Below are 22490 nucleotides of genomic sequence, written 5' to 3' on the forward strand. Positions count from 1 at the left end.
CACCTTACCGGCGACCATGCCCCCCTAGGAACGACCAACCGGGGATGCCCCTTTTGGGAGGCATCCCCGGTCGGATGTTCAGGCCATCGAGGTCGTCTTAGACGAGCTCGGTGACGGTGCCGCCGGCGGCGGCGATCTTCTCCTTGGCGGAGCCGGAGACGGCGTCAACCGAAACCTGCAGCGCCACGGAGATCTCGCCCTGGCCCAGGACCTTGACGAGGCTGTTCTTGCGCACGGCACCCTTGGCGACCAGGTCGGCCACGGTGACCTCGCCACCCTCGGGGTAGAGGGCGGCGAGCTTGTCCAGGTTCACGACCTGGTACTCGGTGCGGAACGGGTTCTTGAAGCCCTTCAGCTTCGGAAGACGCATGTGGAGGGGCATCTGGCCACCCTCGAAGCGCTCCGGAACCTGGTAGCGGGCCTTCGTGCCCTTGGTACCACGACCGGCCGTCTTACCCTTCGACGCCTCACCGCGACCCACACGGGTCTTCGCGGTCTTGGCGCCCGGGGCGGGACGGAGGTTGTGGATCTTGAGCGGGTTGTTCTCCGCCATGATCAGTCGACCTCCTCGACCGTCACGAGGTGGCGGACGGTGTGCACCATTCCGCGGAACTCGGGGCGGTCCTCCTTGACGACCTGCGTGTTGATGCCCTTGAGACCAAGGGAACGCAGGGTGTCGCGGTGGTTCTGCTTGCTACCGATGTACGACTTCGTCTGCGTGATCTTCAGGCGGGCCATTACGCAGCACCAGCCTGGGCACGCGCACGAAGCAGGGCCGCGGGGGCGACGTCCTCGAGGGGCAGACCGCGGCGGGCCGCGATCTCCTCGGGACGCTGCAGGCCCTTGAGGGCCTCCACGGTCGCGTGCACGATGTTGATCGCGTTGTCGGAGCCGAGCGACTTCGACAGGATGTCGTGAACGCCGGCGCACTCCAGAACGGCGCGCACCGGGCCACCGGCGATAACACCGGTACCGGGGGAAGCAGGCTTCAGCAGGACAACGCCGGCCGCCTTCTCGCCCTGGATCGGGTGCGGGATGGTGCCCTGGATGCGGGGAACCTTGAAGAAGTTCTTCTTGGCTTCCTCGACGCCCTTGGCGATGGCCGCGGGAACTTCCTTGGCCTTGCCGTAACCGACACCTACCGTGCCGTCACCGTCGCCCACCACGACCAGCGCGGTGAAGCTGAAGCGGCGACCACCCTTGACAACCTTGGCGACACGGTTGATCGCGACGACGCGCTCAACGTAAGCGGTCTTCTCGGCGGCAGCGCCACCGTCGCGACCCTTCCGGTCCCGCCGCTCGCCGCCACCGGCACCGCTGCCGCGGCGCTGGGGTCCAGCCATTGGATTTACCTCTCTCTGTTACGTCCGTTAGTCCCGGAACCGGGGCTTAGAACTTCAGCCCGGCTTCGCGGGCGGCGTCAGCCAGAGCGGCAATGCGCCCGGCGTACCTGTTGCCACCACGGTCGAACACGACGGCCTCGACACCGGCGGCCTTGGCGCGCTCGGCGACCAGGGCGCCGACCTGCTTGGCCTGCGCGGACTTGTCGCCCTCGCCACCGCGGATCGAGGTGTCAAGCGTCGACGCCGACGCGAGCGTGTGGCCCGCGATGTCGTCGATGACCTGGGCCACGATGTTGCGGTTGGAGCGCGTCACGACCAGGCGAGGACGCTCCGGCGTGCCGGAGACGTTCTTGCGGACGCGGATGTGGCGACGCTTGATGGCAGCGCGCTTGTACGCGTCGCCCTTGGCGATCTTCACGCCGTATGCCATGGCTACTTACCAGCCTTTCCGACCTTGCGGCGGATGACCTCGCCGGCGTACTTGACGCCCTTGGCCTTGTACGGGTCGGGCTTCCGCAGCTTGCGGATGTTCGCCGCGACCTCGCCGACCTTCTGCTTGTCGATGCCCTCGACCGAGAACTTCGTGGGCGACTCGACCTTGAAGGTGATGCCTTCGGGAGCCTCGATCAGGATCGGGTGGCTGTAGCCCAGGGCGAACTCCAGGTTGGAGCCCTTCGCCTGGACGCGGTAACCGACACCGCTGATCTCAAGAGCCTTGCTGTAACCCGCGGTCACGCCGGTGATCATGTTCGCCACCAGCGTGCGGGACAGGCCGTGCAGGGCCTTGTTCTGACGCTCGTCGTTGGGGCGGGTGACGTTCAGAACGCCGTCCTCGCCCTTAGCGATCTCGATGGGAGCGGCAACGGTGTGGGTCAGGGTGCCCTTAGAGCCCTTGACCGTGACCGTGCGGCCCTCGATGGTGACGTCCACACCGGCGGGAACCTGGATGGGGAGCTTGCCGATACGAGACATAGCTTTTCCTCCGTTCCCGACTACCAGACGTAGGCGAGGACTTCCCCACCTACGCCCTTCTTGCCTGCCTGCTGGCCGGTCAGGAGACCGTGGGACGTGGAGATGATCGCCACGCCCAGGCCGCCGAGGACCTTCGGCAGGTTGGTGGACTTCGCGTACACGCGCAGACCCGGCTTCGAGATCCGCTTGATGCCCGCGATGGAGCGCTCACGGTTCGGGCCGAACTTCAGCTCGAGGACGAGGTTCTTGCCGACCTCGGCGTCCTCGACCTTCCAGCCGGTGATGAAGCCCTCCTGCTGGAGGATCTCCGCGATGTGCGACTTGATCTTGCTGTGCGGCATCGACACGGTGTCGTGGTACGCCGAGTTCGCGTTACGCAGACGCGTCAGCATGTCCGCGATCGGATCAGTCATGGTCATGAATTGGCCTTCGGCCTCTCTCGCCGGGGTTTCCTGTATGCGCCATCCCTCTCCCCACTCAGTGGCGGGACGGGTGCGGTGCGGGGACCTACGGCGTAGTAAGTCGGTCAGGGCGGCAGGCGCCCAACCCTTCAAGCCTACGGCATCGAAGGGTGGGCTCCTGCCGACCAGATACTTACCGAGAGCGTCCGGTAATTCCCGAAATTACGGGGATTACCAGGAGCTCTTGGTGACGCCCGGCAGCTCGCCACGGTGAGCCATCTCACGGAGGCACACGCGGCACAGGCCGAACTTGCGGTACACGGAGTGGGGCCGGCCACAGCGCTGGCAGCGCGTGTAGGCACGCACGCCGAACTTCGGCTTGCGGGCGGCCTTAGCGATCAGAGCCTTCTTCGCCACGGTCAGTTCTCCTTGAACGGGAAGCCGAGGTGACGGAGGAGGGCGCGACCCTCGTCGTCGTTGGTCGCCGTGGTGACCACGGTGATGTCCATGCCCCGCGTACGGTCGATCTTGTCCTGGTCGATCTCGTGGAACATGACCTGCTCCGTGAGACCGAAGGTGTAGTTGCCGCGGCCGTCGAACTGCTTCGGCGACAGACCACGGAAGTCGCGGATGCGCGGAAGCGCGAGCGACAGCGTACGGTCCAGGAACTCCCACATGCGGTCACCGCGGAGGGTGACGTGGCAACCGATCGGCTGGCCCTCGCGCAGCTTGAACTGCGCGATGGACTTGCGAGCCTTGGTGACGGCGGGCTTCTGGCCGGTGATCGTGGTGAGGTCCTTGATGGCACCGTCGATCAGCTTGGAGTCGCGGGCGGCGTCGCCCACACCCATGTTGACCACGATCTTGACGAGGCCGGGGACCTGCATGACGTTCTCGTACGAGAACTCCTCACGCAGCTTGCCGGCGATCTCCTCGCGGTAGCGCAGCTTCAGACGCGGCGCGTTGGTGGTGGCAGTCATCAGATGTCCTCACCGGTCCGCTTGGCAACGCGGATCTTGTTGCCCTCGTCGTCAAAGCGGTAGCCGACGCGAGTGACGACCTTCTTGCCGTCCTTCTCAACAACCAGCTGCACGTTGCTGACGTGGACCGGAGCCTCGACCGTCACGATGCCGCCGGCCTGCGAAGCGCGGCCGGGCTGGTTCGCCTTGGTGTGCTTCTTGACCCGGTTGACACCCTCGACCAGGACGCGGTCCTCGCGGGGGAAGGCCGCGATGACCTTGCCCTGCTTGCCCTTGTCCTTACCGGTGATGACCTGGACCAGGTCGCCCTTCTTGATCTTCATGCTTACAGCACCTCCGGCGCGAGCGAGATGATCTTCATGAACTTCTTCTCGCGCAGCTCCCGGCCCACCGGGCCGAAGATGCGGGTGCCGCGGGGGTCGCCGTCGTTCTTGAGAATGACAGCGGCGTTCTCGTCGAACCGGATGTACGAGCCATCCTGGCGACGGCGCTCCTTGACGGTGCGAACGATGACCGCCTTGACGACGTCACCCTTCTTCACGTTGCCACCGGGGATCGCGTCCTTGACGGTGGCGACGATGACGTCACCGATGCCCGCGTAGCGGCGGCCCGAGCCACCGAGAACACGGATGGTGAGGATTTCCTTCGCACCCGTGTTGTCGGCGACACGAAGCCGCGACTCCTGCTGGATCACGTCTATCTCCTGATTTGTCTGCCGGTTCCCGGCCGGGGCGGCGTGAGCCGCCCCGACCGAGCCTGGCGGAACGAACCTGAGGGAAACCCCTCAGGTAATTACTTGGCCTTCTCGAGGATCTCGACGATGCGCCAGCGCTTGCTCGCCGACAGCGGACGCGTCTCCATGATGAGGACGCGGTCGCCGACGCCGGCAGCGTTCTGCTCGTCGTGCGCCTTGAGCTTGTTCGTACGGCGGATGACCTTGCCGTACAGGGCGTGCTTGACGCGGTCCTCGACGGCGACGACGACGGTCTTGTCCATCTTGTCGCTGACGACAAGACCCTCGCGGGTCTTGCGGAAGCCGCGGGCGGCAGTCTCTTCAGTCACAGTCTTCTCGCTCATCAGGCGCTCTCCACCGTCTCGATGCCCAGCTCGCGCTCGCGCATCAGGGTGTAGATCCGGGCGATGTCCTTACGGACGGACTTGAGCCGACCGTGGTTCTCGAGCTGCCCGGTCGCCGCCTGGAAGCGGAGGTTGAACAGCTCTTCCTTGGCCTCGCGGAGCTTGGCCACAAGCTCCTCGTTGCCCAGCTCGCGGAGCTCGGACGCCTTGGTACCGGCCGACATCACGCTTCACCTGCCTCGCGCTTGACGATCCGGCACTTCATCGGCAGCTTGTGGGCCGCGCGAGTCAGAGCCTCACGTGCGATCTTCTCGTTCGGGTAGGACAGCTCGAACATGACCCGGCCCGGGTGCACGTTCGCGACCCACCACTCCGGGGAACCCTTACCGGAACCCATGCGGGTCTCGGCAGGCTTCTTCGTCAGCGGACGGTCCGGGTAGATGTTGATCCAGACCTTGCCGCCACGCTTGATGTGGCGGGTCATGGCGATACGAGCCGCTTCGATCTGACGGTTCGTGACGTACGCCGGAGTGATGGCCTGGATGCCGTACTCGCCGAACGCAACCGTCGTACCGCCCTTGGCCATACCGCGGCGCTTCGGGTGGTGCTGCTTGCGGTGCTTGACCCTACGGGGGATCAGCATTTCGGTCAGGCCTCCGTTCCGGTGCTCTCAGCCGGAGCAGCGGCTGCGGCCTCGGCCTTGGGGGCCTCGGCGGCGGGAGCCGACTGCTGCGGCTTGCGGCCACGGCCGCCACGCTCGCCACCACGGCCACCACGGGCCGGGCGGTCGCCAGCGCCGCCACCACGGGCCGGGCGGTTACCCGCACGGGCCGCGGCGTTCTCGGCGCGGACCTCGGCGATGTTCTTGACGTCGCCCTTGTAGATCCAGACCTTCACGCCGATGCGGCCGAAGGTGGTCTTGGCCTCGAAGAAGCCGTAGTCGATGTTCGCGCGCAGCGTGTGCAGCGGCACACGACCCTCGCGGTAGAACTCCGAGCGGGACATCTCGGCGCCGCCGAGACGGCCACCACACTGGATCTTGATGCCCTTGGCGCCAGCCTTCATGGTGCCCTGCATGCTCTTGCGCATGGCACGGCGGAAGGAGACGCGGGAGGAGAGCTGCTCGGCAACGGCCTGAGCAACCAGCTGGGCGTCGAGCTCGGGGTTCTTGACCTCGAGGATGTTCAGCTGGACCTGCTTGCCCGTGAGCTTCTCGAGGTCGCCGCGGATGCGGTCGGCCTCGGCGCCACGGCGGCCGATGACGATGCCCGGACGAGCGGTGTGGATGTCCACCCGCACGCGGTCACGGGTGCGCTCGATCTCAACCTTCGAGATGCCGGCGCGCTCCATGCCGGACGTCATCATCCTGCGGATGGCGACGTCTTCCTTGACGTAGTCCTTGTACAGCTTGTCGGCGTACCAACGCGACTTGAAGTCGGTCGTGACACCGAGCCGGAACCCGTGCGGGTTTACCTTCTGGCCCATTACCGGGTTCCTTCCTTGCTGCTGACGACCACGGTGATGTGGCTGGTCCGCTTACGGATCCGGTAGGCACGACCCTGCGCACGCGGACGGAACCGCTTCAGGGTCGGGCCCTCGTCCACAAACGCCTCGCTGATGTACAGCGAAGAGGCGTCCGAGTGGTCGTAGTTGTGCGCGGCGTTGGCAATGGCGCTGTCCAGCACCTTGCCGACCGGCACGCTCGCGGCCTGCGGGGCGAAACGCAGGACCGCCTGAGCCTCCGTGGCATCCATGCCACGGATGAGGTCCACCACGCGGCGGGCCTTCATGGGCGTGACGCGGATGTACCGCGCCTGGGCCCTGGCTTCCATGGTTGTCCCTTCGATCTGAGTCATAGTCGTTCCACCCCGCGTTAGCGGCGCTTCGACTTCCGGTCGTCCTTGACGTGGCCGCGGAAGGTGCGAGTCGGCGAGAATTCACCGAGCTTGTGGCCGACCATCGACTCGGTGACGAACACCGGGACGTGGATCTTGCCGTTGTGCACCGCGATCGTGTGGCCCAGCATGGCCGGGACGATCATCGAGCGACGGGACCAGGTCTTGATGACGTTCTTGGTACCAGCTTCGTTCTGCACGTCCACCTTCTTCATGAGGTGGCCGTCAACGAAGGGTCCCTTCTTGAGACTGCGCGGCATCTAAACCCGCTCCTAGCGCTTCTTGTTCGTCTTGCGGCGGCGGACGATGTACTTGTTGCTCGCCTTGTTGCGATCCCGAGTACGCATTTCCTTCTTGCCCCAGGGCGAGACCGGGTGGCGACCACCGGACGTCTTGCCCTCACCACCACCGTGCGGGTGGTCAACCGGGTTCATGACGACACCACGCACGGTCGGGCGGACGCCCTTCCAGCGCATGCGGCCGGCCTTGCCCCAGTTGATGTTCGACTGCTCGGCGTTGCCGACCTCGCCGACGGTGGCGCGGCAGCGCACGTCGACCAGGCGGATCTCACCGGACGGCATACGAAGGTGGGCCATCGAGCCCTCCTTCGCGAGCAGCTGCACGGAGGCACCCGCGGAGCGGGCGAACTTCGCGCCGCCACCGGGACGCAGCTCGATGGCGTGGATGGTGGTACCAACCGGGATGTTGCGCAGCGCGAGGTTGTTGCCCGGCTTGATGTCGGCCGTGGGGCCGTTCTCGATCCGGTCACCCTGCGACAGGCCGCGGGGGGCGATGATGTAGCGCTTCTCGCCGTCCGCGTAGTGCAGCAGCGCGATGCGCGCGGTGCGGTTGGGGTCGTACTCGATGTGCGCGACCTTGGCGGGCACGCCGTCCTTGTCGTGACGACGGAAGTCGATCACTCGGTAGGCGCGCTTGTGTCCACCACCCTGGTGGCGAACGGTGATCCGACCGGCGTTGTTACGGCCGCCCTTGCTGTGCAGCGGGCGGACCAGCGACTTCTCCGGCGTGGACCGCGTGATCTCGACAAAGTCGGCTACGGAGGAGCCACGGCGGCCCGGCGTAGTCGGCTTGTACTTGCGGATTCCCATTTCTCAGTCCTCGTCCGATTCCGGACGATCCGGACCGCCCTTAGGCGGTCGGACCGCCGAAGATGTCGATACGGTCGCCCTCGGCGAGGGTCACGATGGCGCGCTTGGTGTCGGCGCGCTTGCCGAAGCCGGTCTTGGTCCGCTTGCGCTTACCCTGCCGGTTGATCGTGTTGACCCCCGTGACCTTGACCGAGAAGACCGCTTCCACGGCCTGCTTGATCTGGGTCTTGTTGGAGCCGGGCGCGACGATGAACGTGTACTTGTTCTCGTCGAGCAGCGCGTAGCTCTTCTCGGAGACAACCGGCTTGACAAGAATGTCGCGGTGGTCCGTGAAGGTCTTGCTGGTAACGATCGCGGTCATCAGGCGTCGCTCCCTTCGGTCTCGTCGGCCTTGGGGCCAGACACGAAGGACTCGAAGGCGGCCTTGGTGAAGACCAGGTCGTCCGAGACGAGAACGTCGTACGTGTTCAGCTGGCCCGGCTCCAGGATGTGCACCTGGGGCAGGTTGCGGGCGGACAGCCACGCGGCCTCGTCCGAGCGCTCGGCGACCAGGAGCACGTGCTTGCGCTCGCTGATCTTGCCCAGCAGGGACTTCGCGGCCTTCGTGGAGACGGCACCCTCGACCACGCCGGAGACGACGTGGATGCGGGAGTGACGGGCCCGGTCGGTGAGGGCGCCACGCAGGGCGGCGGCCTTCATCTTCTTCGGGGTCCGCTGCGAGTAGTCACGCGGCTGCGGGCCGTGGACGACGCCACCGCCGGCGAACTGCGGAGCGCGGGTCGAACCCTGGCGGGCGCGGCCGGTGCCCTTCTGGCGGTAAGGCTTCTTGCCACCACCACGGACTTCGCCGCGGGTCTTGGTCTTGTGCGTGCCCTGGCGGGCAGCGGCCAGCTGCGCGACAACGACCTGGTGGATCAGCGGGATGCTGACCTTGGCGTCGAAGATCTCCGCGGGGAGCTCGACGGTCCCGGCCTTGTCGCCTGCCGGCGAAAGGATGTCAATGGTGCTCATCGGTTCCTCAAACCCCCTTGGCCGCGGTGCGGACCAGGACGAGGCCACCGTTCGGGCCGGGGACGGCGCCCTTGATGAGCAGCAGACCCTTCTCGGCGTCAACGGCGTGGACGGTCAGGTTCTGGGTGGTGACCCGCTCGTTGCCCATGCGACCCGCCATGCGCATGCCCTTGAAGACACGGCCGGGGGTGGCACAACCACCGATGGAACCGGGCTTGCGGTGCACGCGGTGGGCACCGTGCGAAGCCTTGCCACCGGCGAAGTTGTGGCGCTTCATGACACCGGCGAAGCCCTTGCCCTTGCTCTTGCCCGTGACGTCGACCTTGACGCCGGACTCGAACACCTCGGCAGTGATCTCCTGGCCCAGCGTGTACTCGCTGGCGTCCGGGGTGCGAAGCTCCACCAGGTGGCGGCGGGGGGTCACGTCGGCCTTGGCGAAGTGGCCCTTGAGGGGCTTGTTCACCTTGCGCGGGTCGATCTCGCCGAAGGCGATCTGGACCGACTCGTAGCCGTCGACGTCGTTCGTACGGACCTGCGTCACGACGCACGGCCCGGCCTTGACGACGGTCACCGGGACGACCCGGTTGTTCTCGTCCCAGACCTGGGTCATGCCGAGCTTCTCGCCCAGGACGCCCTTGATGTTCTTGGTCATCTTGGTCGTCACCTCAGAGCTTGATCTCGATGTCGACGCCCGCCGGGAGGTCGAGGCGCATCAGCGAGTCAACCGTCTTCGGCGTGGGGTCGAGGATGTCGATGAGGCGCTTGTGCGTGCGCATCTCGAAGTGCTCGCGCGAGTCCTTGTACTTGTGCGGCGACTTGATGACGCAGTACACGTTCTTCTCAGTGGGCAGCGGCACCGGGCCCGCGACCGACGCACCAGTGCGGGTCACCGTCTCGACGATCTTCTTCGCCGAGGAGTCGATGACCTCGTGGTCGTAGGCCTTGAGCCGGATGCGGATCTTCTGTCCCGCCATGGCTACTTGGTAGTCCTGTCTCTCGTAACGCTCTGGAACCCGGGAGGTTCGCGTCCTGCTCCGACCCACGCGGTCGGGCGTGTCGCACTCCCTCTACGAAGAAGTCCCGAAGGATTTCCCAACCAAGGGGGTACGGTCCCGAGACCGCGAGCCGGGGGCAGAACACCCACCGGGCGCCTGGCCGGTACCCCGCTGACACTTCCCGGAAGATTCCCGTACGTCCGACCCGTGTGGGTCGACGAGTACTGTGGGACTCGCTTCCGGTCCTCCCGGCGGGAGGCGCGCAGCATCGGCACTCAACCGAGCAACCCCGATAGTCTGCCATACGGGACCTGGACCTGGCCAATCGTGACCGGGCAGCGTACCCCTCGGGTGACCCATGTCAAACCGCGGGCCCCGCATGTCGCACGGCCCGTCACCCCCAAATCGCCGGGAATCACCCCATAACGGGCATCACTCCCCCGGCCTCCGATGGCACTCCGATCGGGCGCATCTCACACCCGCGACCGCTGCGAGCGGCGCAACCCGGGGCACCGATGATCCGTCTAGTCAGTCGCGGCCGGGTTCCTGACCTGCTGGTTCCTGCTCGTCCGTGCCCCGAAGACCGTCGGTACGCAGCCCCGGAGCCCGCACGTGACGCAACGCCAAGCCCTGCCCCGCCGCCGCACCGTGCTGGCGGCCTCCACCGCCGCCGTCGCCGCGCTCGCCGCCGCCGGGTGCTCCGTCCCCGATCCGCGCCGCACGGGCCCGCGGGCCGACCCGGCCCCCGGGATGCCCATCGCCCACGGCGGCCGCGCCCGGCTGCTCCAGATCGTGGCGCACCCGGACGACGACCTGTACTTCATGAACCCGGACGCCCGGCGCATGCTCACCGCGGGCGTCCCGGTCGTCTGCGTGTACGTCACCGCGGGCGAGCACCGCGGCGTCAACCGCGTCCCCGGCAGGCCGGGCGCCACCCCGCCCGCCGACAAGGCGGCCTACTCGTCCGCCCGCCACCAGGGCCTGCGCCAGGCGTACGCCGAACTCCTCGGCCTGCCGAGGTTCACCCCGTGGAACAAGGGCGTCACCGACCTGCGCGGCGGCCACCGCGCCGAGCTCAACACGCTCGCCCACGACGGCCGCAGCGTCGAACTGGTATTCCTCAACCTCGCGATGCACACCACCCGCGACCGCCAGGGCCCGCCCACCCTCTGGTCCGCCCGCGAGCTGCACCTGCGCCAGGTGGTCTCCGCCGACTCCCCGCTGACCGACGCCAGGAGCTCGTACGACTACGACGGGCTGGTCGACGTCCTGGCCGGGCTCCTCGACCGCTACCGGCCCACCGTCGTGCACACGCTCGACCCCGACCCGGACATACAGCTCAGCGACGAGGCGACCCGAAGACGCGACAGCGAACAGCGCGGCTACTCCGACCACGGCGACCACACCGCCGTCGCCTCCTTCAGCTGGGCCGCGCTGATCCGCTGGGTCGCCGAGTCGACCCGCGACGGCGGCGCGGTGCCCGCGTTCGCCGCGACCGCGTTCCGCGGCTACTACAACCGCCACTGGCCCAAGAACCTGCCGCCAGCGGTGCTCGCCGAGAAGGCCTCGCACCTGGTGCCCTACGGCGGCGACCCCGACTGGGACTGCGGCAACCCCTCGGGCTGCGGCGACTACAGCGTCGGCGGGAAGGCCCCGCTCACCAACAAGAAGGGCTGGGTCCGCGCGACCCACCACCGCTACCCGGGCGCGCGCCTGGCGCTGGCCGACGAGGGCGGCAGGACCGTGGCGTACGGCGTGCTGGGGCTGCGCGCGGTGCGCTGGGCCGAGGCCTCCCCCGGTGTCTGGGGCGCGCCGCGGGACCTGGGCGGCGGGCCGCTCGCGCCCGTGCTGGGCTCGGCCGCGACGCGGGACGGGCGGCGGCTGCTCTTCGGGCTGCGGTTCGCCGCGCTGGCCGGGCACGACGGCGCGAACAGGCGCGAGGTGGTGCTCCTGGAGCAGGGCTCGCCCGGCGGGCCGTTCCGCGCCTGGCAGGGGCTCGGCAACCCGGAGCGGCAGCCGGACAGGGGGCGCAGGATCGGCGTCCCGGTGGCGGTGACGGCCCCCGACGGGCGGGTGCACCTGTTCGTGCGCAACGCGGACCGGGGGCTCAGCGGCCGGGTACGGGAGACCGACGGCACCTGGGGCGACTGGCGCGACCTCGGCGGCGCGGGGATCCAGGACGGGCTGAGCGCGGTCGTGGACGGCGAAGGACTGGTGCACGTGTTCGGCGCGGGCCTGAGGACGGTCCACCACTGGGCGCAGGCGCGGCCCGGCGCCGCCGTGGAGTTCCGGCCCGGCGGGCGGCTGCCGGTGCCCGGTGACGCGCCCGCGGGGCTGGCGACGGCGGACGGCTCGGTGGAGGTCCTCTACCGGTCCCCGGCGAAGGCCGGGCTGAAGGACCTGCGCCCGGACGGCACGCCAGGCTCGGGGCTGGAACTGCGCGGGTACGGCCCGGTGGCGGCCGCGCGCGGGGCCCGGGGACCGGTGCTGCTGGGGCTGGACGAGCAGGGCGCCGTACAGCTCCTGGAACAGGGCCGCCGCAGGGTGCGTACGGCTCCGCTGCCCACGCTCGACGGGCCCGCGCTGTTCCTCGGGGCGGACGGCCGCCCGGTGGCGGCGGGCCTGGGGCCGGACGCGGCGCCGTGGAGCTGGCGCTGACGCCGGGCCGCACGGGAGGACCGGGTACGCGAAAGGGCCCCGCACCAATTGGTACGGGGCCCTTCGCTTGCAGCTCAGCGAGCTACCAGGTCACACCACGAATTACTTCGTGATCTTGATGACCTGGCCGGCGCCCACGGTCCGGCCACCCTCACGGATGGCGAACTTGAGGCCCTCCTCCATGGCGACCGGCTGGATCAGCGCGACCGACATGGTGGTGTTGTCGCCCGGCATGACCATCTCGGTGCCCTCGGGGAGGGTCACGACGCCGGTCACGTCCGTGGTACGGAAGTAGAACTGCGGGCGGTAGTTGTTGAAGAACGGGGTGTGACGGCCACCCTCGTCCTTCGACAGGATGTAGGCCTGGGCCTCGAACTCGGTGTGCGGCGTGACCGAACCGGGCTTGATGATGACCTGGCCGCGCTCGACGTCCTCGCGCTTGATGCCACGGAGGAGCAGACCGACGTTCTCACCGGCCTGGCCCTCGTCGAGCAGCTTGCGGAACATCTCGATGCCGGTGACCGTGGTGGTGGTCTTCTCGGTCTTGATGCCGACGATGTCGACGGTCTCGTTGACCTTGAGGACACCACGCTCGATGCGGCCGGTGACGACGGTGCCACGACCGGTGATCGTGAAGACGTCCTCGATCGGCATCAGGAACGGCTTGTCGACGTCACGCTCGGGCTGCGGGATGGACTCGTCGACGGCCTTCATCAGGTCGAGGACGGTGTTGCCCCACTCCTTGTCGCCCTCGAGCGCCTTGAGCGCCGAGACCTTGACGACCGGCAGGTCGTCGCCCGGGAACTCGTACTCGGAGAGGAGCTCACGGACCTCGAGCTCGACGAGCTCCAGGATCTCCTCGTCGTCCACCATGTCGGCCTTGTTCAGGGCGACGACGATGTACGGAACGCCGACCTGGCGGGCCAGGAGCACGTGCTCCTTGGTCTGCGGCATCGGGCCGTCGGTGGCGGCGACCACGAGGATGGCGCCGTCCATCTGCGCGGCACCCGTGATCATGTTCTTGATGTAGTCCGCGTGACCCGGGCAGTCGACGTGCGCGTAGTGACGCGACTCCGTCTGGTACTCGACGTGCGCGATCGAGATCGTGATACCGCGCTGGCGCTCCTCGGGAGCCTTGTCGATCTGGTCGAAGGCCGAGGCCTCGTTCAGGTCCGGGTACGCGTCGTGCAGCACCTTGGTAATGGCGGCCGTGAGGGTCGTCTTACCGTGGTCAATGTGACCGATGGTGCCGATGTTGACGTGCGGCTTAGTCCGCTCGAACTTCGCCTTCGCCACTGGGTCCTCCTGTGGAGTGGTTCTGTACGCCTTGCTTCATCGGCGCCAGGGTGATCTTTGCTGGGAAGCCAGCCGCCGGGGCACGGGGCCCGGTCCGGGACCGTGACCCCGGCGGATGGTGTCAAGCCTAAAGCGTGAACTCGGAAGAGTTACTCGCCCTTGGCCTTCGCGATGATCTCCTCGGCGACGTTCCGCGGAACCTCGGCGTAGGAGTCGAACTGCATCGAGTAGCTTGCGCGACCCGAGGTCTTGCTGCGGAGGTCTCCGACGTAGCCGAACATCTCCGAGAGGGGCACGAGGCCCTTCACGACGCGAGCGCCGCTGCGCTCCTCCATGGCCTGGATCTGGCCACGGCGGGAGTTGATGTCACCGATGACGTCGCCCATGTAGTCCTCGGGCGTGGTGACCTCGACGGCCATCATCGGCTCGAGGAGCACGGGGGACGCCTTGCGCGCGGCCTCCTTGAAGGCCTGCGAACCGGCGATCTTGAAGGCGAGCTCGGAGGAGTCGACCTCGTGGTAGCCACCGTCGATGAGGATGACGCGGACGCCGGTCATCTCGTAGCCGGCCAGGATGCCGAACTGCATGGCCTCCTGCGCACCCGCGTCGACCGAAGGGATGTACTCCTTCGGGATGCGGCCACCGGTGACCTTGTTCACGAACTCGTACGAGGCGTCGCCGCCCTCGATCGGCTCGATCGCGATCTGCACCTTGGCGAACTGACCGGTACCACCGGTCTGCTTCTTGTGCGTGTAGTCGACGCGCTCGACGGCCTTGCGGATCGTCTCGCGGTACGCCACCTGCGGCTTGCCGACGTTCGCCTCGACGCGGAACTCGCGCTTCATGCGGTCGACGAGCACCTCGAGGTGCAGCTCGCCCATACCACCGATGATGGTCTGGCCGGTCTCCTCGTCCGAGTGGACCTGGAAGGAGGGGTCCTCCTCCGAGAGGCGCTGGATGGCGACACCCAGCTTCTCCTGGTCGCCCTTGGACTTGGGCTCGATCGCGACCTGGATCACCGGCGCCGGGAAGTCCATGGACTCCAGGATGACCGGCGACTTCTCGTCGCACAGCGTCTCACCGGTGGTGGTCTGCTTCAGACCCATGACGGCGACGATGTCACCGGCGCCCACCGACTCGATCTCCTCACGCTTGTTCGCGTGCATGCGGTAGATCTTGCCGATGCGCTCCTTGCGGCCCTTCACCGAGTTCAGGACGGCGGAGCCGGACTCCAGGCGACCCGAGTACACGCGGACGAAGGTGAGCTTGCCGAGGTGCGGGTCGCTCATGATCTTGAACGCCAGCGCCGACAGCGGCTCGTCGTCGGACGGCTTGCGCTTGACGACCAGCTCCGGGTCCTTGACGTCGTGGCCCTCGATGGCCTCGACGTCCAGGGGGGAGGGGAGGTAGCGCACGACGGCGTCGAGCAGGGGCTGAACGCCCTTGTTCTTGAACGCGGTGCCACAGAAGACCGGGGTCACCGTGGTGTCCCCGCCCTTGCCGGAGGCGATGGTGATGCGGCGGATGGCCGCGTACAGCTGCTCCACGGTGGGCTCCTGGCCCTCCAGGTACAGCTCCATCATGGCCTCGTCGTTCTCGGCGACGACCTCGAGCAGCTTGCCGCGGTACTCCTCGGCAGCCTCGGTGTGCGTGGCCGGGATGTCGACGATGTCGTACGCCTCGCCCTTGGCCGCCTCGGCGGACCAGACGAACGCCTTCATCGTGACGAGGTCGACGACACCCTGGAAGTCGGCCTCGGCACCGATCGGCAGCTGCATCACGATCGGGGTGGCGCCGAGGCGGTCCACGATCATGTCGACGCAGCGGTGGAACTCGGCGCCGGTGCGGTCGAGCTTGTTGACGAAGCAGATGCGGGGCACGCCGTAACGGTCGGCCTGACGCCACACCGTCTCGGACTGCGGCTCGACGCCGGCCACGCCGTCGAACACCGTCACGGCACCGTCGAGCACACGCAGGGAGCGCTCCACCTCGACGGTGAAGTCGACGTGACCCGGGGTGTCGATGATGTTGATGGTGTGATCGACGTCTTCGAGCGGCCAGTGGCAGGTCGTCGCGGCAGACGTGATCGTGATGCCGCGCTCCTGCTCCTGCTCCATCCAGTCCATCGTGGCTGCGCCGTCGTGGACCTCACCGATCTTGTAAGACACACCGGTGTAGAACAGGATCCGCTCAGTGGTGGTCGTCTTACCCGCGTCGATGTGGGCCATGATGCCGATGTTGCGCACCTTGGCCAGGTCAAGCGAAGTGGTAGCCATAAGGCTTCAGTCTTCTCTCGGTCTCGATGTGGGCTGCGACTACCAGCGGTAGTGCGCGAAGGCCTTGTTGGACTCGGCCATCTTGTGCGTGTCCTCGCGCTTCTTCACAGCGGCACCCAGGCCGTTGGAGGCGTCGAGGAGCTCGTTCATCAGGCGCTCGGTCATGGTCTTCTCGCGACGCGCGCGGGAGTACCCGACCAGCCAGCGCAGCGCCAGCGTGGAGGCGCGGCCCGGCTTGACCTCGATCGGCACCTGGTAGGTGGCGCCACCGACACGGCGGGACTTGACCTCAAGGGCGGGCTTGACGTTCTCAAGCGCGCGCTTCAGCGTGATGACCGGGTCGTTGCCGGTCTTCTCGCGGAGGCCTTCCATGGCGCCGTAGACGATGCGCTCGGCGGTGGAGCGCTTGCCGTCCAGCAGGATCTTGTTGATGAGCGAGGTCACCAGAGGAGAACCGTAGACCGGGTCGATGATGACCGGGCGCTTCGGGGCGGGGCCCTTACGAGGCATTCTTACTTCTCCTTCTTGGCGCCGTAGCGGCTGCGGGCCTGCTTGCGGTTCTTGACACCCTGGGTGTCGAGCGAACCGCGGATGATCTTGTAGCGAACACCCGGCAGGTCCTTCACACGGCCACCACGCACGAGCACGATGGAGTGCTCCTGCAGGTTGTGTCCCTCACCCGGGATGTAGGCCGTGACCTCGATGCCCGAGGTCAGACGCACACGCGCGACCTTACGGAGTGCCGAGTTCGGCTTCTTCGGGGTGGTCGTGAACACACGCGTGCAGACGCCGCGGCGCTGGGGCGAACCCTCGAGCGCGGGCGTCTTGTTCTTCTCGACCTTGTCCTGCCGGCCCTTACGGACCAGCTGCTGGATCGTAGGCACTACGTCTCCGGTTTCTGTGTGCCGTCAGTGAAACTAACCTGGAACATCGCCGACCCACGCGGTCGGGTGTGTCGAATACTGCGGAGTCCTGCCGAAGGCAGGGGACGCGCAGATCACGGTGGCCGTTCGTGGACTCGCCGTGCGGCTGAAGACACGCACAGGAGCCCAGGCACACCCCAGGCACAAGGTCTGAGCGTACCTATCGCATCCAGTTCGGTCAAAACAAATGCCGTCCACCCCGACGCGCCGGGCGTCAGCGCGCCGACACCCCCGACGGCCCTGCGGGAAAGGTCACGAAGCTGATCGTTCCGCGCCTCCCGGAAAGGACCCTCCAGTACTTTGGCGGGTCACGGAGTCGTGATAGGGGCACCACCGACACGAGGGCGGCGGGACATGGCCGGGATCCAGGTGCGTACGTACGACGGGGGCGGCCTGGACGACCAGGTTCCCTTTCTGGCCAGGCTCGAACCCGCCGACCGCAGCGGACTGCTCGCCCTCGGCCGGGGGCTCAGCTATCCCCCGCGCTGCGTGGTCATGCACCAGGACGAGCCCTCCACGCACGTCCTGCTCATCCTGCGGGGCTGGACCAAGGTGACGGCGGCGGCCGTCAACGGCTACGAGGCCCTGCTGGCCCTGCGCGGCCCGGGTGACATCGTCGGCGAGGGCGCCGCGCTGAGCGGCCGGCCCCGCGCCGCCACCGTCACGTCCCTGCAGCACGTCGATGCCGTGGCCATCGAGCAGTCCCGGTTCACCGGGTTCCTCCAGGGCACGCCCCACGTGGCGCTCAAGCTGCTGAGCCTGGCCACCGACCGACTCCGCTCCGGCGACCAGCGGAGGCTGGAGACCGCGGCGCTCACGGTCAAGGAGCGCCTCGCCGCGTTCCTGCTCGAACTCGCCCGCACCCACGGACGGCGCACCGGGGCGGGCATCGAACTCACCGTGCCCCTGGGCCAGCACGAGATCGCCGGTTCCATCGGAGCCTCCAGGGAAGCCGTCGCGCGCCTGCTGAAGGAGTTGCGCGACCGCCAGGCCGTGGTGACGAGCCGACGACGCCTCGTGATCGTGCGGCCCGACGTACTGCACCGGATCTCGCGCGGCGCCGCTCCCGGCTCCTGACGCCGCCCGGCGTCTGTGCACGCCGTCACAGTTCGTCCGCGTCATCCGCCCTCGTGGCTCGGGGCCCGGCACGGGAGCGTGCTCGGGACACGAACGCCCCGAGCGAGAGGCAGACATGGCCGAGCCCCTGCACCGCACGATCCTGCTCTTCGACATCGAGAAGTTCGGCGCGCGCGACGACGTCGAGCAGGCCTTCCTGCAACGGATGCTCCACGACATCGCCGACGCCACCCTCGCGGCGGCCGGAGTCGGCGCGTCGGCGCGGCTGCGTGCCGACCGCGGCGACGCGGTCGTCGAACTCATCGACGCCCACGTCCCGGTCTCCGTCCTGGTGAAGTCGCTGCTCACCGAGACCCCGATGCTGCTGCACGACAAGAACCGGCTGATGGCGGCCAGCGCCCGCATGCGTCTGCGCATCGTGCTCGCCGCGGGATACGTCGCCGTACAGGGCGACCGCTGGGTCGGCACCGACCTCAACCACGCCTTCCGCCTCCTGGACGCGGAGCCCCTGCGCGAGGCGCTGAAGGCCACCGAGGACGGCAGCGTCCTGTGCGTCTCGGACGGCGTCTACCAGGGCGTGGTGCGCCACGGCCACCACGGCGTGCGCCCCGAGCTGTTCCAGCGGTTGACCACGGAGACCAAGGAGGGCCAGGCGACGGCCTGGTTGTACCGGGTGGCTCCACCCCCGGCCTCGTCCCCGTCGCCCGGCACGCCCGCCGCTGGTGCGGCAGCCGACGCCCCGCCCGGCGGCGCGGCGCAGACCGGCGGAGTCCAGATCGGCGGCGACCAGTACGGCGTCGCGGGCGGAGAGGTGCGCGGCGACCTCAACTTCGACTTCCGGGGCGGTGGCCGGTGAGCGAGGCGCCGCAGGAGGAGGAGCGGGCGCAGCAGGGGCCCGACGCGGCGGACCAGGACTCCGGGGACGCCAAGGAGACCGTCCAGCGGCAGCCCGCCTGGGCGGCCCGCCGCGACCTGATCGACCACGCCCCCGACTTCATGGGCGGGCTCGTCGAGGGCAACCAGTACGGCGTGGCAGGCGGCGTCGTCCACGGCGACCTCAACTTCCATCTCGGGGGCACCGGCGCCCCGGCCGTGGTGGCCGGGCCGGTCGACCCCGGGACCGTCGACGAACTCGCCGAGGTGTTCAGCGAGTGCCCCAGCTTCGCGGAAGCCCTGGCGAAGCTCCGCGAGGACCGGGTCGTCATCCTGGTCGGCGGGCACGGCAGCGGTCGCCGCGCCGCCGCCCTGATGCTGCTGCGGCGGCTCGGCGCGAACGCCGTCCGGCAGCTCGACGACGGCATCACCCCCGCCTCCCTGCCCGAGGCGCTCGACGCCTCTCCCGGGACCGTGGCCTGCAACCTCGCCATCAGCCGCAGCAGGCCGCTGCGGCAGGCGCACCTGCTGGACGTCCGCGAGCGCCTGCGGCGCCACCGGGGCCTCCTGGTGATCACCGTCGAGCCTTCGGCGCTCCTGGCCGAACTCCCGTCCGTACGGTGGGAGCCGCCGCCCGCAGAGGTGGTGCTCGCCTCCCACACGCGGCACCTCGTTGGCGAGGCGGCCTGGGAAGCGCTGCGCCCGCTCGCGCCGGTCGCCGAGTTCCTCTCCCGTACGCGCCTCCCGGACGAGACCCGAAGGTTCGCCAAGCAGCTCGCGGCCCACCACCGGGGCGAGATCAACGAGGCCAGGCTCGGGGAGTTCGTCGGCTCCGCGCTCGCGGACCAGGTGGAGCACTGGCTGACGTCTGCGGCCATCGAGCTGCGCGACAAGGCGTTCCTGATCTCCCTGGCGGTCTTCAACCGTGCCCCGTACGCGATCACGGCGGAGCTGGGGGACAGCCTCTTCGTCGAACTCCAGAAGACCGCCAACCCCCACGAGCCGCCCCGCATCCCGATCTTCGGAAGCTCGCTGACCAGTCGGCTCTCCCTCGCCCGCGCCGAGGGCTTCGTACGGGACGAGATGACCGAGTGGGGTCCGGTCCCCCTCCACGCCGCGTCGTTCGAGGAGGAGCGGGCGGCCGAGGCCCTGCTCCAGAACGTCTGGAACGTCCATCCCTCGGCGCGGACGGCCCTGGTGCGGTGGCTGCGCCAACTCGCAGTGGACCGGCGTCCGCTGGTGCGCACCCGGGCGGCGGCCGCGGCGGCCGTGCTCGTGGACGCCGATCTGCCGTCCGCGATGGCCCACCTGATCGAGCCCTGGGCGACGGACGGAAGCCACGGGAACTGGCTCGCGGCGGCCAACGCCCTGGCCCTCTCGACCCTGCTCAAAGTGCCCGCCGTACGCCGCATCCTGCACGACTGGTGCACCAGCTCCCACTCCGCCCGCCGCTTGACCGCCGTCCGGGTCTTCGGTCTGCTCGGCGCCACCGAACCGGAGAAGTCCCTGGACACGCTCCTGGAAGCCGTCCGCCAGGACCGCGACGGCCCCGAAGAGACCGAACTGCTCGCCGAAGCCACCCAGTTGCTGCTGCTCTCGGCGCGGAGTCCGGTGCTGAGCAGGCTCGTCCCGCTTCTCGGCGACGGTTGGGTCATGTGCAACCACGCGCTGCGCGCCTTCGCGCTGGCGTGCGGGGAGTACGAGGAGGGCACCGGGCGGCCCCTCGTGCTCCAGTGGTTCACCGAGGCCCTGCACGACCCGGAGGCACCGGAGGACGGGTTCGTCGTCGCGCTCTGGCGAGCGGCCCTCAGCGGCCGCACCCACACCGACCGGGCCCTCGGAACCCTCCTGGACTGGATCCGCGTCGCGGAGCGGGACGAGCAGACCGCGTCGGCGCTCGTCGTCTTCCTCCCGGCCCTCGTCACCGGCCCCACGGATCTGCTGCGCCTGGATCACCTGCTGCGCACGGCCAGGGAGGCGGACAGCGGCCTGCTGACCGTCACCCAGCGGCTGCGCGCCGCCCTCGCACCCGTCGAAGAGCCCGAGAGGAGCCGAGCATGACGAACCGCCCCGGACCCGCCTCCCACGAGCAGGCCCCGCCGTTCCCCGGTCACGAGGACGCCCTTCCCGAGGGCCCGGCCCCCGCGCGCGAAGCGGTCCGCCGCGCCACCGGCCTCACCGACCCCGTGCTGACCGTCCGCCGCGTCTCTCGCCTGGAGCTGCTGGGCCGCAGGTACCTCGGCCGCGAGGACTGCGCGCTGGTCCTCAGCAGTCCGGAGGGCTCGTACGAGACGTACCTGCCGCCCCGTCGCCCGCTCGGCCTGCACGCCCGCGCCACCGCGTACGAGGTGGACCTCGGCAGCCATCCCTGGCGGCTGGACCTCGCACTGCCCAGCGAGAACGCCAGCTTCGAGTTCGAGGCGTCCCTCGACCTCAGTTGGCAGGTCGTCGACGCGGAGCGCTGCGTCGTCAGCCAGGTGCGGGACGTGCCCGCACTGCTCGGGCAGACGGTCCTGCGCCTGCTGCGCCCGGTGACCCGCGCATTCGCGATCTCCGAGTGCGCCGGCGCCGAGGCCCGCGTGCAGGAGGTGGTCGACGGCTCCGCCGACCTGCTGGCCGGGCGGGGGCTGCGCTGGGAGGGTGCCGTCTCGCTGCGCCCTGACGCCGGGGTACGGACCCATCAGGAGCGGCTGCGGACCGCCGGGCACGACGCCGTCGCGGCCGGTCCCGAGCACGAGGTGGCGGTGCTGCGCGCGGCCCAGGAACAGGCGATCAAGGAACAGAAGATCGCCTTCTACCACCACTACCTGGCCGAGGGCGGCCTGGGCGCCCTTCTCGTCCACCTGTCCGAGCACTCGGAGGACACCAAGCTGGTCGTGGAGAGCCTGCGCCAGGACCAGATACGCAAGGTCGACTACCAGCTCCGGCTCATGGACCAGGTGCTCGCGGGCGGAGGTCTGGAGAAGTACCAGCTCGAAGAGCCGAAGAAGCTCGTCCTGGAACTGTTCCGCAAGATGCTGGCCCAAGCCCCTGCCGCGCCTCCCGCACCCGACAAGTCGCTCGAACGGGCAGCCGCGTCGTGAACGGCGCGGAGACGTCGTCCGCGACGCGCCTGCTCTCCGAGGTCCGCACCGAGATAGGCCGCGCCGACAGCAAGGCCGCCGTGCTGGTCGGGGCCATCACCATGCTCGTGGGGCTGCTCGGCGGGCTCCTCGTCGGCCAGGGCTGGACGCCCGCGCGACTGTCGCCCCTCGCGGCGCTGCTGTGGTGGGGCGGGATCGGCGCGCTCGCCGTGTCCCTCCTCGCCCTGCTCCTCACCGTCGTGCCCCAGCACCGGCGCAGTGCCTGGGAGCCGGGCATGCCGCTCGGCTACTTCGAGGACATCCGGCGCGCGGCGGACAGCGGCTCGCTCGCCTCCGCCCTCACCGAGGCCGATCGCGACCCCTTCCCGCCCCTGGTGGCCGCGCTCGCCGGCACCAGTCGCATCGCGGCGCGCAAGCACCGGTCGATCCGCGTGGCGCTCGTCGCCTTCGGCACGGCATCGGCTCTGCTGCCGTCCGCCCTCCTCATCGGCTAGCGCACGTCGACCGTTCAGGGAAGGAAC

Annotated in this window: 31 protein-coding genes; 6 read left to right on the forward strand and 25 right to left on the reverse strand. The window is 68.8% G+C overall.

Annotated features, from left to right (window positions below; all coding sequences use genetic code 11):
- Positions 1 to 97: 97 nt before the first annotated feature.
- From rplO to rpsJ, 21 genes are all read right to left on the reverse strand, one after another.
- Positions 98 to 553 carry a 50S ribosomal protein L15 gene (gene rplO, locus ACIBNE_RS22145; RefSeq protein ID WP_399274022.1) on the reverse strand — a complete coding sequence of 152 codons (456 nt, stop codon included), beginning with the start codon at positions 551 to 553 and terminating at the stop codon, positions 98 to 100.
- A 2-nt stretch (positions 554 to 555) separates the two neighbouring features.
- Complete coding sequence (rpmD, locus tag ACIBNE_RS22150) at positions 556 to 738, reverse strand: 50S ribosomal protein L30 (RefSeq protein WP_010473936.1); 183 nt, start codon at positions 736 to 738, stop codon at positions 556 to 558.
- Positions 738 to 1343, reverse strand: coding sequence for a 30S ribosomal protein S5 (gene rpsE, locus ACIBNE_RS22155; protein WP_399274024.1), 606 nt, complete (start codon positions 1341 to 1343; stop codon positions 738 to 740). The genes rpmD and rpsE overlap by 1 nt, the downstream gene beginning before the upstream one ends.
- Before the next feature lie 46 nt (positions 1344 to 1389).
- Positions 1390 to 1773: a 50S ribosomal protein L18 gene (gene rplR / locus ACIBNE_RS22160; RefSeq protein ID WP_384709983.1), complete on the reverse strand. Its 384-nt coding sequence runs from the start codon at positions 1771 to 1773 to the stop codon at positions 1390 to 1392.
- 2 nt (positions 1774 to 1775) lie between these two features.
- Positions 1776 to 2315 carry a 50S ribosomal protein L6 gene (gene rplF / locus ACIBNE_RS22165; protein WP_399274026.1) on the reverse strand — a complete coding sequence of 180 codons (540 nt, stop codon included), beginning with the start codon at positions 2313 to 2315 and terminating at the stop codon, positions 1776 to 1778.
- A gap of 20 nt (positions 2316 to 2335) precedes the next feature.
- Positions 2336 to 2734, reverse strand: a complete 399-nt coding sequence (gene rpsH, locus ACIBNE_RS22170; RefSeq protein WP_306320973.1) for a 30S ribosomal protein S8 — start codon at positions 2732 to 2734, stop codon at positions 2336 to 2338.
- A 213-nt stretch (positions 2735 to 2947) separates the two neighbouring features.
- The gene (locus ACIBNE_RS22175; RefSeq protein WP_003956452.1) at positions 2948 to 3133 is read right to left on the reverse strand and encodes a type Z 30S ribosomal protein S14; all 186 of its coding nucleotides are present in this window, start codon (positions 3131 to 3133) and stop codon (positions 2948 to 2950) included.
- Positions 3134 to 3135: 2 nt separating this feature from the next.
- Complete coding sequence (gene rplE, locus ACIBNE_RS22180; protein ID WP_399274028.1) at positions 3136 to 3696, reverse strand: 50S ribosomal protein L5; 561 nt, start codon at positions 3694 to 3696, stop codon at positions 3136 to 3138.
- Positions 3696 to 4019 carry a 50S ribosomal protein L24 gene (gene rplX, locus ACIBNE_RS22185; RefSeq protein ID WP_399274030.1) on the reverse strand — a complete coding sequence of 108 codons (324 nt, stop codon included), beginning with the start codon at positions 4017 to 4019 and terminating at the stop codon, positions 3696 to 3698. The genes rplE and rplX overlap by 1 nt, the downstream gene beginning before the upstream one ends.
- Positions 4020 to 4021: 2 nt before the next feature.
- Positions 4022 to 4390: a 50S ribosomal protein L14 gene (rplN, locus tag ACIBNE_RS22190; protein WP_003966950.1), complete on the reverse strand. Its 369-nt coding sequence runs from the start codon at positions 4388 to 4390 to the stop codon at positions 4022 to 4024.
- A 98-nt stretch (positions 4391 to 4488) separates the two neighbouring features.
- The gene (gene rpsQ, locus ACIBNE_RS22195) at positions 4489 to 4773 is read right to left on the reverse strand and encodes a 30S ribosomal protein S17 (RefSeq protein WP_165332359.1); all 285 of its coding nucleotides are present in this window, start codon (positions 4771 to 4773) and stop codon (positions 4489 to 4491) included.
- Positions 4773 to 4997, reverse strand: coding sequence for a 50S ribosomal protein L29 (gene rpmC, locus ACIBNE_RS22200; protein ID WP_031076670.1), 225 nt, complete (start codon positions 4995 to 4997; stop codon positions 4773 to 4775). Before rpmC ends, rpsQ begins: the two co-directional genes overlap by 1 nt.
- Positions 4997 to 5416 carry a 50S ribosomal protein L16 gene (gene rplP / locus ACIBNE_RS22205; protein ID WP_399274033.1) on the reverse strand — a complete coding sequence of 140 codons (420 nt, stop codon included), beginning with the start codon at positions 5414 to 5416 and terminating at the stop codon, positions 4997 to 4999. Before rplP ends, rpmC begins: the two co-directional genes overlap by 1 nt.
- Before the next feature lie 5 nt (positions 5417 to 5421).
- Complete coding sequence (gene rpsC / locus ACIBNE_RS22210; protein WP_399274035.1) at positions 5422 to 6258, reverse strand: 30S ribosomal protein S3; 837 nt, start codon at positions 6256 to 6258, stop codon at positions 5422 to 5424.
- Positions 6258 to 6605: a 50S ribosomal protein L22 gene (gene rplV / locus ACIBNE_RS22215; RefSeq protein WP_041662774.1), complete on the reverse strand. Its 348-nt coding sequence runs from the start codon at positions 6603 to 6605 to the stop codon at positions 6258 to 6260. Before rplV ends, rpsC begins: the two co-directional genes overlap by 1 nt.
- Positions 6606 to 6646: 41 nt before the next feature.
- Positions 6647 to 6928 carry a 30S ribosomal protein S19 gene (gene rpsS, locus ACIBNE_RS22220; protein WP_399274037.1) on the reverse strand — a complete coding sequence of 94 codons (282 nt, stop codon included), beginning with the start codon at positions 6926 to 6928 and terminating at the stop codon, positions 6647 to 6649.
- A gap of 12 nt (positions 6929 to 6940) precedes the next feature.
- Entirely contained in the window at positions 6941 to 7777 is an 837-nt protein-coding gene (rplB, locus tag ACIBNE_RS22225) for a 50S ribosomal protein L2 (protein WP_399274039.1), read from the reverse strand.
- A gap of 40 nt (positions 7778 to 7817) precedes the next feature.
- Positions 7818 to 8141 carry a 50S ribosomal protein L23 gene (rplW, locus tag ACIBNE_RS22230; RefSeq protein ID WP_266660492.1) on the reverse strand — a complete coding sequence of 108 codons (324 nt, stop codon included), beginning with the start codon at positions 8139 to 8141 and terminating at the stop codon, positions 7818 to 7820.
- A complete protein-coding gene (gene rplD, locus ACIBNE_RS22235) occupies positions 8138 to 8788 on the reverse strand; it encodes a 50S ribosomal protein L4 (protein WP_399274041.1) in 651 nt (216 codons plus the stop codon). The genes rplW and rplD overlap by 4 nt, the downstream gene beginning before the upstream one ends.
- Before the next feature lie 7 nt (positions 8789 to 8795).
- Positions 8796 to 9440, reverse strand: a complete 645-nt coding sequence (rplC, locus tag ACIBNE_RS22240) for a 50S ribosomal protein L3 (RefSeq protein WP_399274043.1) — start codon at positions 9438 to 9440, stop codon at positions 8796 to 8798.
- A gap of 13 nt (positions 9441 to 9453) precedes the next feature.
- Complete coding sequence (gene rpsJ / locus ACIBNE_RS22245; RefSeq protein WP_003948644.1) at positions 9454 to 9762, reverse strand: 30S ribosomal protein S10; 309 nt, start codon at positions 9760 to 9762, stop codon at positions 9454 to 9456.
- Between the two features lie 633 nt (positions 9763 to 10395).
- Between rpsJ and ACIBNE_RS22250 the strand changes: the two genes are divergently transcribed.
- Positions 10396 to 12441 carry a PIG-L family deacetylase gene (locus tag ACIBNE_RS22250; protein ID WP_399274045.1) on the forward strand — a complete coding sequence of 682 codons (2046 nt, stop codon included), beginning with the start codon at positions 10396 to 10398 and terminating at the stop codon, positions 12439 to 12441.
- A 102-nt stretch (positions 12442 to 12543) separates the two neighbouring features.
- Here the strand turns inward: ACIBNE_RS22250 and tuf are convergent, their stop codons facing one another.
- From tuf to rpsL, 4 genes are all read right to left on the reverse strand, one after another.
- Positions 12544 to 13737 (reverse strand): elongation factor Tu, encoded by a 1194-nt coding sequence (gene tuf, locus ACIBNE_RS22255; RefSeq protein WP_399274047.1) that lies wholly within the window; start codon positions 13735 to 13737, stop codon positions 12544 to 12546.
- A gap of 149 nt (positions 13738 to 13886) precedes the next feature.
- Positions 13887 to 16013, reverse strand: coding sequence for an elongation factor G (gene fusA / locus ACIBNE_RS22260; protein WP_399274049.1), 2127 nt, complete (start codon positions 16011 to 16013; stop codon positions 13887 to 13889).
- A 39-nt stretch (positions 16014 to 16052) separates the two neighbouring features.
- A complete protein-coding gene (gene rpsG, locus ACIBNE_RS22265; protein ID WP_329118654.1) occupies positions 16053 to 16523 on the reverse strand; it encodes a 30S ribosomal protein S7 in 471 nt (156 codons plus the stop codon).
- 2 nt (positions 16524 to 16525) lie between these two features.
- Positions 16526 to 16897 (reverse strand): 30S ribosomal protein S12, encoded by a 372-nt coding sequence (rpsL, locus tag ACIBNE_RS22270; protein WP_003948652.1) that lies wholly within the window; start codon positions 16895 to 16897, stop codon positions 16526 to 16528.
- A gap of 393 nt (positions 16898 to 17290) precedes the next feature.
- Between rpsL and ACIBNE_RS22275 the strand changes: the two genes are divergently transcribed.
- The 5 genes from ACIBNE_RS22275 (at position 17291) to ACIBNE_RS22295 (ending at position 22463) form a co-directional block, all read left to right on the forward strand.
- Positions 17291 to 18013: a Crp/Fnr family transcriptional regulator gene (locus ACIBNE_RS22275; protein WP_399274051.1), complete on the forward strand. Its 723-nt coding sequence runs from the start codon at positions 17291 to 17293 to the stop codon at positions 18011 to 18013.
- Between the two features lie 115 nt (positions 18014 to 18128).
- Positions 18129 to 18869, forward strand: a complete 741-nt coding sequence (locus ACIBNE_RS22280) for a hypothetical protein (RefSeq protein WP_399274053.1) — start codon at positions 18129 to 18131, stop codon at positions 18867 to 18869.
- On the forward strand, positions 18866 to 20947 hold the full coding sequence (locus ACIBNE_RS22285; RefSeq protein ID WP_399274055.1) for a hypothetical protein: 2082 nt from the start codon (positions 18866 to 18868) through the stop codon (positions 20945 to 20947). Before ACIBNE_RS22280 ends, ACIBNE_RS22285 begins: the two co-directional genes overlap by 4 nt.
- Positions 20944 to 21969 (forward strand): hypothetical protein, encoded by a 1026-nt coding sequence (locus ACIBNE_RS22290; RefSeq protein ID WP_399274057.1) that lies wholly within the window; start codon positions 20944 to 20946, stop codon positions 21967 to 21969. The genes ACIBNE_RS22285 and ACIBNE_RS22290 overlap by 4 nt, the downstream gene beginning before the upstream one ends.
- On the forward strand, positions 21966 to 22463 hold the full coding sequence (locus ACIBNE_RS22295) for a Pycsar system effector family protein (RefSeq protein ID WP_399274059.1): 498 nt from the start codon (positions 21966 to 21968) through the stop codon (positions 22461 to 22463). Before ACIBNE_RS22290 ends, ACIBNE_RS22295 begins: the two co-directional genes overlap by 4 nt.
- Positions 22464 to 22490: the final 27 nt, after the last annotated feature.

The organism is Streptomyces sp. NPDC050504 (assembly GCF_044458065.1).
GTDB lineage: Bacteria > Actinomycetota > Actinomycetes > Streptomycetales > Streptomycetaceae > Streptomyces.

Coding starts and splice junctions, on each gene's coding strand:
- rpmC (WP_031076670.1), bottom strand. CDS start 4,997: ATGTCGGCCGGTACCAAGGCGTCCGAGCTCCGCGAGCTGGGCAACGAG.
- fusA (WP_399274049.1), bottom strand. CDS start 16,013: ATGGCTACCACTTCGCTTGACCTGGCCAAGGTGCGCAACATCGGCATC.
- rplD (WP_399274041.1), bottom strand. CDS start 8,788: ATGAGCACCATTGACATCCTTTCGCCGGCAGGCGACAAGGCCGGGACC.
- rplC (WP_399274043.1), bottom strand. CDS start 9,440: ATGACCAAGAACATCAAGGGCGTCCTGGGCGAGAAGCTCGGCATGACC.
- rpsS (WP_399274037.1), bottom strand. CDS start 6,928: ATGCCGCGCAGTCTCAAGAAGGGACCCTTCGTTGACGGCCACCTCATG.
- rplX (WP_399274030.1), bottom strand. CDS start 4,019: ATGAAGATCAAGAAGGGCGACCTGGTCCAGGTCATCACCGGTAAGGAC.
- rplR (WP_384709983.1), bottom strand. CDS start 1,773: ATGGCATACGGCGTGAAGATCGCCAAGGGCGACGCGTACAAGCGCGCT.
- rpsG (WP_329118654.1), bottom strand. CDS start 16,523: ATGCCTCGTAAGGGCCCCGCCCCGAAGCGCCCGGTCATCATCGACCCG.
- rpsC (WP_399274035.1), bottom strand. CDS start 6,258: ATGGGCCAGAAGGTAAACCCGCACGGGTTCCGGCTCGGTGTCACGACC.
- ACIBNE_RS22290 (WP_399274057.1), top strand. CDS start 20,944: ATGACGAACCGCCCCGGACCCGCCTCCCACGAGCAGGCCCCGCCGTTC.
- rplE (WP_399274028.1), bottom strand. CDS start 3,696: ATGACTGCCACCACCAACGCGCCGCGTCTGAAGCTGCGCTACCGCGAG.
- rplV (WP_041662774.1), bottom strand. CDS start 6,605: ATGGAAGCCAGGGCCCAGGCGCGGTACATCCGCGTCACGCCCATGAAG.
- rpsQ (WP_165332359.1), bottom strand. CDS start 4,773: ATGAGCGAGAAGACTGTGACTGAAGAGACTGCCGCCCGCGGCTTCCGC.
- rplP (WP_399274033.1), bottom strand. CDS start 5,416: ATGCTGATCCCCCGTAGGGTCAAGCACCGCAAGCAGCACCACCCGAAG.
- rplO (WP_399274022.1), bottom strand. CDS start 553: ATGGCGGAGAACAACCCGCTCAAGATCCACAACCTCCGTCCCGCCCCG.
- rpsH (WP_306320973.1), bottom strand. CDS start 2,734: ATGACCATGACTGATCCGATCGCGGACATGCTGACGCGTCTGCGTAAC.
- ACIBNE_RS22275 (WP_399274051.1), top strand. CDS start 17,291: ATGGCCGGGATCCAGGTGCGTACGTACGACGGGGGCGGCCTGGACGAC.
- ACIBNE_RS22280 (WP_399274053.1), top strand. CDS start 18,129: ATGGCCGAGCCCCTGCACCGCACGATCCTGCTCTTCGACATCGAGAAG.
- rplB (WP_399274039.1), bottom strand. CDS start 7,777: ATGGGAATCCGCAAGTACAAGCCGACTACGCCGGGCCGCCGTGGCTCC.
- rplF (WP_399274026.1), bottom strand. CDS start 2,315: ATGTCTCGTATCGGCAAGCTCCCCATCCAGGTTCCCGCCGGTGTGGAC.
- rpsJ (WP_003948644.1), bottom strand. CDS start 9,762: ATGGCGGGACAGAAGATCCGCATCCGGCTCAAGGCCTACGACCACGAG.
- rpmD (WP_010473936.1), bottom strand. CDS start 738: ATGGCCCGCCTGAAGATCACGCAGACGAAGTCGTACATCGGTAGCAAG.
- rpsE (WP_399274024.1), bottom strand. CDS start 1,343: ATGGCTGGACCCCAGCGCCGCGGCAGCGGTGCCGGTGGCGGCGAGCGG.